The organism is Actinocrispum wychmicini, from assembly GCF_004345645.1.
Classification (GTDB): domain Bacteria; phylum Actinomycetota; class Actinomycetes; order Mycobacteriales; family Pseudonocardiaceae; genus Kibdelosporangium; species Kibdelosporangium wychmicini.
The window spans coordinates 1-1,491 of the sequence record NZ_SLWS01000041.1; the positions used below are offsets into that span (position 1 = coordinate 1).

General features: G+C 67.8%; 4 protein-coding genes. 3 read left to right on the top strand and 1 reads right to left on the bottom strand.

Annotation, left to right across the window (positions count from 1 at the left end):
* The 3 genes from EV192_RS56695 to EV192_RS56705 all read left to right on the top strand — a co-directional run.
* Window positions 1-218 (top strand): hypothetical protein (locus EV192_RS56695; protein ID WP_243727663.1); only part of this gene is annotated, 218 nt, incomplete at its 5' end.
* On the top strand, window positions 215-478 hold the full coding sequence (locus EV192_RS56700; RefSeq protein ID WP_243727664.1) for a helix-turn-helix domain-containing protein: 264 nt from the start codon (window positions 215-217) through the stop codon (window positions 476-478). The genes EV192_RS56695 and EV192_RS56700, both read left to right, overlap by 4 nt.
* Window positions 479-724: 246 nt before the next feature.
* A complete protein-coding gene (locus EV192_RS56705) occupies window positions 725-1,192 on the top strand; it encodes a transposase (RefSeq protein ID WP_243727665.1) in 468 nt (155 codons plus the stop codon).
* 26 nt (window positions 1,193-1,218) lie between these two features.
* Here the strand turns inward: EV192_RS56705 and EV192_RS53520 are convergent.
* On the bottom strand, window positions 1,219-1,491 hold a 273-nt coding region (locus EV192_RS53520), incomplete at its 5' end, for an SUKH-4 family immunity protein (RefSeq protein WP_207927001.1).

A 1,491-nucleotide genomic window follows, 5' to 3' on the forward strand; every position in this document is an offset into this window, starting at 1 on the left:
TTAGGTTCGCCGGGTTGGTGGTCGTGGCGGTTGGATGTGCGGTGACGTCCGATCCGACCGCTGGAGGCGCGGTGGCCGAACCTGTCCGTGTGCGCAGACTGACCGACCAGGAAGGGCAGAAGCTGCAGCAGATCGTGCGTCGGGGCAGCACCAACTCGGTTCGCTATCGGCGGGCGATGATGCTGCTGCCTCGGCTGGCGGGAACCGGGTGCCGGTGATCGCCCAGCTGGTGCAGGCCGACGAGGACACCGTGCGGGATGTGATCCACCGGTTCAACGAGGTCGGCCTGGCCTGCCTGGACCCTCAGTGGGCGGGAGGCCGTCCCCGCCTGCTCAGTCGTGACGACGAGGACTTCGTCATCCGGACGGCCACCACCCGCCCCACCACGCTCGGCCAGCCCTGCACCCGCTGGTCGCTCCGCAAGCTCGTCGCCTACCTGCGGAAAGCCTCACGGCCGGATCATCCGCATCGGCCGTGAGGCGTTACGCTGCCTGCTCGCCCGCCGCGGTGTCACCTTCCAGCGCACCAAGACATGGAAGGAATCCCCGGACCCGGACCGCGAGGCGAAGCTGGACCGGATCGAGGAGGTCCTGGACCGCTTCCCGGACCGGGTGTTCGCCTTCGACGAGTTCGGACCGCTCGGGATCCGGCCCACCGCAGGCTCGGGCTGGGCCGAAAGGAAGATCCCGACCGGGTTCCGGCCACCTACCACCGCACTCACGGAGTGCGCTACTTCCACGGCTGCTACTCGGTCGGCGACGACCGCCTTGGGGGCGTCAACCGCCGCACGAAAGGTGCCGCGAACACACTGGCCGGGCTGACATCGATCCGCGCCGCCCGGCCCGACGACGCCCCGATCTACGTCATCCTGGACAACCTGTCCGCCCACAAGGGCGCCGACATCCGCCGCTGGGCGAAGAAGAGAAAGGTCGAGCTGTGCTTCACCCCGACCTACGCCTCGTGGGCGAACCCGATCGAGGCACACTTCGGACCATTGCGGCAGTTCACCATCGCCCACTCCCACCACCCCAACCACACGGTCCAGACCCGGGCTCTGCACGCCTACCTCCGCTGGCGCAACGCCAACGCCCGCCACCGCGACGTCCTGGCCGCCGAACGCAGGGAACGCGCCCGCATCCGCAGCGAAAAGGGCATCCGCTGGGGCGGACGCCCCCTTGTCATCGCAGCTTGAGCAGCCTGCCCCGATGATCTGCGTGGTCACACACTCATGCCGTAGCCAAGCTCCTCAGCCCCGATGTGCCAGAAGGAGTTCTCGTCGGCAACGGCCTTGGCGTCAAGCATCCCGAATCGTTCCAGCAACGCTTTTGTGAGCGCGTCGGCGGCCTGCTCGGCCAGGTCCACGGTCTCTTCTTCGCTCAGACCGTCACCGGGCCCCTCGTATGCAGCGGCCTCAGCAGCAGCTTCCTCATAAGCGCGGTTGAAGGCAACGAACGCCTCAACGCTGGAGTTCACCAGGTGAGGAACACCGCC